Origin of the sequence: Blautia intestinihominis (genome assembly GCF_040096655.1) — a bacterium.
Taxonomy (GTDB): Bacteria; Bacillota; Clostridia; order Lachnospirales; family Lachnospiraceae; genus Blautia_A; species Blautia_A intestinihominis.
On record NZ_JBBMEI010000185.1, the window covers coordinates 1 to 1,045 of the forward strand.

Sequence of the window (1,045 nt, forward strand, 5' to 3'; positions counted from 1 at the left end):
TGCAAAAGTAACTTCGACCTATATGGAATTTACTCTTGCATTTGGTCCAAAACCGGAATTTAGTTTTTCATTTAAGTCTCGGGATAGATACCCCGAAAAACGTGATTCCGCGGATCAGATAATCCGGCCACTTGTTCTGATATACCGCGGAGAGGATTCCGCATGGTATGGAGAACAGGATCATCAGAAGAAGCGCGAAGAGCGACATCTGAAGGGTCGGCCAAAAACATTTCATCAGTTTCTCAGTTACAGGAACTTTAAATGCATATGAAGTTCCCATGTCTCCGGTAAGTACTCCTTTTACCCAGGAACCGTACTGCACCAGAAACGGCTGGTCAAGGCCCAGTTCATGTCTCGTCTGTTCGAGAAGTTCCGGTGTCGGCAGGTTACCACACTCTGTCAGCATGATCTCCGCCGGGTCACCTGGTGAAAGGTAAGTAAGTCCAAATGTAAAGAAACTTACACCGATCAGAACGATCAGGATCTGCAGAAGCCTTTTTCCAAATTGTTTTTTTGACATTGTTTCTCCTTCCTACATTGTAGAGGTTTTGTTACTGTTTACTTCGTTCACAGTATCAGCGACTTTAACTGGATCAGATTCAATTTTAAAAATGGCAGGGGAAATACACCTTTGAATAAAAGCGCAGAAAAAAACATCCGTAAACAACATAATACGGACGTTTGCACAAAAAAAACAATGTTTCCTATCTACCGTAAGAATCATATCTGATCATCCATAAGCAGGTCTCCTGACTTAAGATCTTTGCTCCGAAACTCCTTCCCAGACTGGCGACTGCCACTCCAGTGGATTATGTTTCGCAACTCCCTATCACAGTGACGGGATCGTACCGGAATTCGACCGGTTTCCCTTTTAATCCGTGTATTTAAAATAAAAATATTTTACTGGAACTTATAGAGGCTAGTTCAAAACCAACAAATGTTATTTGATTTGCTTTTCAAGCATATATCTATAAATGAGCAAATTTGAAAAAATGCACAAAATTATCCTGCTAATTTCATAAATGCTTCAAAATCATCACTTGCT

The 1,045-nt window shown here is 40.8% G+C and carries 1 protein-coding gene and 1 riboswitch; the gene reads right to left on the bottom strand.

The genetic code is table 11. The features are described from left to right. Positions 1 to 67 precede the first annotated feature (67 nt). A complete protein-coding gene (locus WMO75_RS19585; protein WP_349078857.1) occupies positions 68 to 520 on the bottom strand; it encodes an ABC transporter permease in 453 nt (150 codons plus the stop codon). Positions 521 to 722: 202 nt separating this feature from the next. Then, a riboswitch (cobalamin riboswitch) is annotated at positions 723 to 929 on the bottom strand. Between the last annotated feature and the right edge of the window lie 116 nt (positions 930 to 1,045).